Annotated in this window: 4 protein-coding genes and 1 pseudogene; 4 read left to right on the top strand and 1 reads right to left on the bottom strand. The window is 61.4% G+C overall.

The window, feature by feature from the left end; translation table 11 throughout:
- The 3 genes and pseudogenes from WBP53_RS12030 to WBP53_RS12020 all read left to right on the top strand — a co-directional run.
- Positions 1–300: pseudogene (locus WBP53_RS12030) on the top strand (MlaD family protein); the annotation flags it as partial.
- Positions 297–935, top strand: coding sequence for an ABC-type transport auxiliary lipoprotein family protein (locus WBP53_RS12025; RefSeq protein ID WP_423929237.1), 639 nt, complete (start codon positions 297–299; stop codon positions 933–935). The pseudogene WBP53_RS12030 and the gene WBP53_RS12025, both read left to right, overlap by 4 nt.
- Before the next feature lie 469 nt (positions 936–1,404).
- Positions 1,405–2,334, top strand: coding sequence for an SDR family oxidoreductase (locus WBP53_RS12020; protein WP_423929235.1), 930 nt, complete (start codon positions 1,405–1,407; stop codon positions 2,332–2,334).
- A gap of 57 nt (positions 2,335–2,391) precedes the next feature.
- On the opposite strand, the gene WBP53_RS12015 is transcribed toward WBP53_RS12020, so the two are convergent.
- The gene (locus WBP53_RS12015) at positions 2,392–3,804 is read right to left on the bottom strand and encodes an amidase (protein ID WP_423929233.1); all 1,413 of its coding nucleotides are present in this window, start codon (positions 3,802–3,804) and stop codon (positions 2,392–2,394) included.
- Positions 3,805–3,907: 103 nt separating this feature from the next.
- On the opposite strand from WBP53_RS12015, the gene WBP53_RS12010 reads away from it, so the two are divergent.
- Positions 3,908–5,398, top strand: a 1,491-nt coding sequence (locus tag WBP53_RS12010) for a 4Fe-4S dicluster domain-containing protein (protein WP_423929231.1), incomplete at its 3' end; no start/stop codon positions are given.

Genomic DNA, 5,398 nt, shown 5'->3' with positions numbered 1-5,398 from the left:
CTTCACGCCATGGCGAGTACAACCAACGACCTGATCAACAAGGACGTACGTCGCGTACTGGAATCTACCGAGAAGGCGATAGTTTCGATCGAGCGCGTCGCCGATTCGGCAGATCAGCTGGTGTCGGAAAACCAGGCTGCCTTGAGCAACTTCAGCAACCAGGGCCTGCGCCAGGTTGGCCCCACCTTGTATGAGCTGCGCGAAACTCTGCGTTCGTTCCGGCAACTCAGCGACCAGCTAGGCAGCTCGAATACCTTGCTGCTTGGTCGTGACCAACCCAGGGAGTTCAATCCGAAATGATCCGCACCAGCCGTTTTCTGTTGCCCGGCCTGTTCGCCCTGCTGGCGGCCTGCTCCGCCCTTGGGGGCAAGCACACGCCGTTTGCCGTCTATGCGCCACAGCTGGACTTGCCGGCGAGTGACGCAGGCGGAAATTCGATCCAGTGGCAGCTCCTGGTCGACACGCCGCGCACGAGTGCCGCGCTTGATACCAATCATATCGCGGTGATGCCATCAGCCGGCCTGATCGAGGTCTACCCTGCCGCACGCTGGCGCGATTCCGCCCCGATCCTGATGCGCAGCCTGATCGTGCTTGCATTCGACAATGATGGCCGCATTGGCGGCGTCAGTGCAGCCGATGCAGGCTTGAGTGGCGACTATGTGCTGTCCATGGAACTGCGCGGGTTCCAGGTCGAGATGGCAGGTGCCGACGCCCAGGCGACAATCCGCCTGACCGCCAAACTGTTCGACCATTCCGACAACCGGATCGTCGCCACGCGTACGTTTGACGCAACAGCACCTGCTGCAAGCACTGAGGTGGCCGATGCGGTCAAGGCGTTCGAGCAGGCGCTCGACGAAATGCTGCCCAAACTGGTCGACTGGACCATCGAGCAAGGTAACTTGCACGAAGACAGCAAGCCAGCAACAAGGCAGTAGCGCGAAGAAAGTGATCGAAGCCCGCGACCTGTGACGGCCTTCGCGGGAAACGCATTCAGCCACTGCCGAACATGACATCTTCGGGGCGTGCTGCGTTTTTGAGCAGCCCCTCGCGAGTTGAAAGCCGCGAAACGCCCCGGAGCGTGTGGCCCAGCAGGCCAAAGCTTCGCTCAGGCGAGCAAAAGACATGGCGACACGCGTCGGGGATAGGCGCGTAGCACGCAGTAAAGAAGCATTTTGATGTGCCATTCGCTGCCGTAGCATGCAGCCAGCGCATGATCTCAACCACCTGCCCAGCGCCTCTCCCGCGACGATCGCGTGACAATTGCGCAGATGGTCAGAGTGTCTCGCGTTGTCCTGATATTCGGAACGCTTCTCGTGGTGTCCCTTGCGGAGTGAGCAGCAGGCATTGACCAGGATAGACTTCAACTACACTCGAAGCTCGATTCAAGCCACCAGGTAGAAGCCCATGCGCCTCATTCTGATCGCCCTTGCGACAGCACTTGCCGCAGCACCGCTTGCTGGATACGCGCAATCAACCCAAACCGGTGAACCCAAAGCACGAGACCAGAAAGCCGTACTGGTTACCGGCGCAAGCACCGGCATAGGTCGAAACATCACGGAAAGTCTCGCAGCGAAAGGCTATTTCGTCTATGCCGGCGCACGCAAGCAGGCTGATCTGGATGCGCTGAATGCAATCGAGAACGTGCAGGCGATCCGACTCGATGTGACAAGGCAGGACGAAATCGATGCCGCAGTGGCAACGGTCAAGAAGGCCGGCCGTGGACTCGATGGCCTGGTCAATAACGCCGGCATCGCGACCATTGCCCCGATTACCGACACGAGTGAAAAGGAATTCGATCTGGTCATGCAGGTGAATGCCTACGGTCCGTATCGCGTTACCAGGGCGTTTGCGCCTCTGATCATCGAACAGAAGGGACGCATCACGACGATCGGGTCGATCTCGGGGATCCTCGCCTCGGAGAAGCTGGGCGTATACGCGATGAGCAAGCATGCCGTTGAAGCATTTGGCGATGCGCTGGCTGCCCAGATGGAGCCCCTCGGTGTGCAGGTGAGCATCGTCGAACCAGGCAATTTCGATTCGGAAATTGGAAGGAATGCGACCCAGCGCTCAGGCAAGGAAACGGGGTTCGCGGATCGCAGTCAATACGAGAAGCCTGATGCAGTGGCTGTTGCAGTTGAACACGCCTTGTTCGGAGAAAAGCCAAAGCGCCGCTATATGGTTGTGCCGAACCAGCAAGAGGCTGAATGGACGATTCGCAAGCAGATCGAGCAGCTTGTTCAGCTCAACGAAGGACAGTCCTACACCTATGATCGTGCCACATTGGTGAAGATGCTGGACGACGCCATGGTGAACGCGCGCCCGAAGTCTCCCTGATCGCCAATACGGGAAACGCTTGCCGGCACCGCGAACTGGCGGCGCCGAACGGGTTCGTCAGGCGCGCTGCACGACCGGATAGTCCGGCACCGCGTCCAGCCTGGAAGCGCAAACCTCAGCCAGTTCGAGCAGGCGCAGATCCGATCCCGGTGCGCCCACCAGTTGCAAGCCAACCGGCAGACCGCTCTCAAGCATGCCCATCGGCAAGCTGATCGCAGGACAACCCGCGACGCTGGCGAAACTGCACAGGTCGGCATCGTTGGCTCGCTCGGTTTCACCGATGCGATACGGCCCATGCGACACCGTGGGCAACACGAGCACATCAAACTGTTCGAACAACTGGCGCGCCTTGAGCACGGCGCCATCGAGCATGCGGTCAGCGGCCGCGTAGTGCACCGCCGACTTGTGTCGGGCAAAACCAAGCATGTCGCGCAATCGCGTGGATATCGGATGCGCACCGTCGTCGAGGTCGGATTCGAGCTCGCAGGCGAGTTCGCTCTCCATGATGAGCAGCGCGGCGCGGCGCACACGGGCGAAATCATAGCCGGAGAAATCGGCGTCCATGCGCTCACCCAGTTCGAGCCCCAACGCCTCGGTAGCGCGGGCGAACAGGCCGGACACTTCCGGACTGACACCGAGCGCCGCCAGATTGGGCAGGAATCCGCTGCGCAAGCGCCCGGGCTCCCAGTCCGGTGGCGACAAGGCCACCCTGCGGCGCCGGGAGCGGACGTCATCGACGTCGTAGGCGTCCAGCACCTGCAGGACGATGGCCAGATCCTGCACGGAGCGCGCGAGGATGCCTACGCTGTCGAGCCGGCGTGCTGCGGGAACAACACCGCTGGTCGAGATCTCGCCCACGGTGGGGCGCAAGCCATAAACGCCGCAATGGCTGGCCGGAATGCGCACCGAACCCAGCGTGTCGGTACCTATCGCGAAGCTGCAGAGGCCCGCCGCCACCGCTGCTGCCGAACCGGCGGATGAACCTCCGGCAATGAACTCGGGTCGATGCGGGTTTCGGGTCGGGCCACTATTCGCCGTTGTCCCGGTTGTCCCCAGCGCGCCCTCATCGACTGTCGTCTTGCCGAGGATGATGGCGCCCGCCGAACGCAGTCGGGCGACTACGGTTGAATCAGACTCGGCAACGCGTGTCGCGCGACCAGCCAGACCCAGTGAGGTTGGCAGGCCGGCGACATCGGTATTGTCCTTGATGGCCACGGCCACGCCGTCGAGCCGGCCAATCGCCTGGTTCCCGGCACGGCGCTGCTCGCTGGCATCGGCATCCCTCGCAGCCGTCGTGTCGAGCGCCACGTACGCATTCAGCGCGTCGTTCTCGTCTGCTATGGCTTTCTCGTAAATGGCGCACAGTCGGCTGGGCGTCAGGCGCCCTGAGGCCATCCAGTGCAGCAACTGGAATGTACTGGCACCACGCAATAGCCGGCTGGAAAGTTCCGCTTCTTGGCTGTCAGTCATGTTTGAATCCTGTTCGATACCCCGATTATGCCGCAACTGTGAATTGCTGCCTGCGCCCCGAACCCGGACAATGGCTGCTGGCCCGAACTGACAGGACCTTGCCATGAGCGAACGCGAAACGATGGAATACGACGTCATTACGGTCGGTGCGGGTCCGGCCGGGCTCGCCTTCGCGATACGTCTGAAGCAGCTGAAGCCCGACTTGAGCGTCTGCGTAATCGAAAAGGCATCGGCGATTGGCGCCCAGATCCTGTCTGGCGCCGTGATCGAGCCCGAGCCGCTCAACGAGCTGCTCCCGGAGTGGCAGTCCAACCCGCCACCAATCTGCGTACCCGCAGCGAAGGATGAGTTCTGGTGGTTGCGCGATCACGAACGCGCGGCGAAATTCCCGATCGCACCGCCGCAGATGAACAATCACGGCAACTTCATTGTTTCCCTCGGCGCACTCTGCGCCTGGCTCGCGCCACAGGCTGAGGCGCTCGGCGTCGACGTATTCCCCGGTTTTGCAGCCTCGGAAGCCATTTTCGATGAGGCCGGCGGCGTCAAGGGCGTGCGCATCGGCGATATGGGCGTAGCCCGTGACGGCTCACAAAAGCCCGGCTACACCGAAGGCATCGACATCGTCGCGCCAATTACGGTGCTTGGCGAAGGCTGTCGTGGCAGCATCAGCAAGCAACTCATTGCCCGCTTCAAGCTCGATGCCGACTGCGATCCGCAAACCTACGGCATCGGCCTCAAGGAGCTCTGGCAACTGCCGGCCGGGCGCGGTGAGCCGGGCAAAATCGTGCACACCTTTGGTTGGCCGCTCGACCCGGCCACATATGGCGGCAGCTTTCTGTATCACCTGGACAAGGATCGTGTCGCGATTGGTTTCGTCGCCGGGCTCGACTATGTCGATCCGGAGTTCAAGCCGTTCGAGGCATTTCAGCAGCTCAAGAACCACCCGATGATCAAGCCGTTGCTCGAAGGCGGCGAAATTCTCTCGGCCGGCGCACGGGCGATTATCGAAGGTGGCTACCAGTCGCTACCGAACGTCGAGATGCCAGGTGCGATGCTGATCGGCGATTCCGCGGGCCTCGTCAACGTGCCGAAGATCAAGGGAACGCACCAGGCCATGCGTTCGGGCATGCTCGCCGCCGAACATATCGCCGAAACCGGAAAGGCCGTTGGCTGGAACGCAAAACTGCGTGCATCGGTGGTGATGAAGGAATTGCGCAAGGTGCGCAACATTCGACCCGGCTTCAACAAGGGCATGTGGTTCGGCCTTGCCAACGCGGGCTGGGAAACTGTAACCGCCGGCCTGTCGCCGTGGACATTGAAGAACCACGCCGATCATTCGGCACTGAACAAGATCGCCAACTACGAATCACCAAATCGGGACTGGACTGATCGCACGCTGCCCCCTCGCGATCGACTGGCCAGTGTCTACTTCGCCGCCACCGAGCATGATGAAGACCAGCCGATCCACCTCAAGGTCGCCGACACCAATATCTGCATCACGAAGTGTGTCGAGGAATACAATAATCCCTGCACGCGCTTCTGCCCGGCCGGCGTCTACGAGATCGTCGAGGATGAAGCCGGCAAGCGCCTGCAG

This window comes from Dokdonella sp., from assembly GCF_049593775.1.
Taxonomy (GTDB): domain Bacteria; phylum Pseudomonadota; class Gammaproteobacteria; order Xanthomonadales; family Rhodanobacteraceae; genus Dokdonella.
This window is presented reverse-complemented; position numbering and strand designations above follow the sequence as displayed.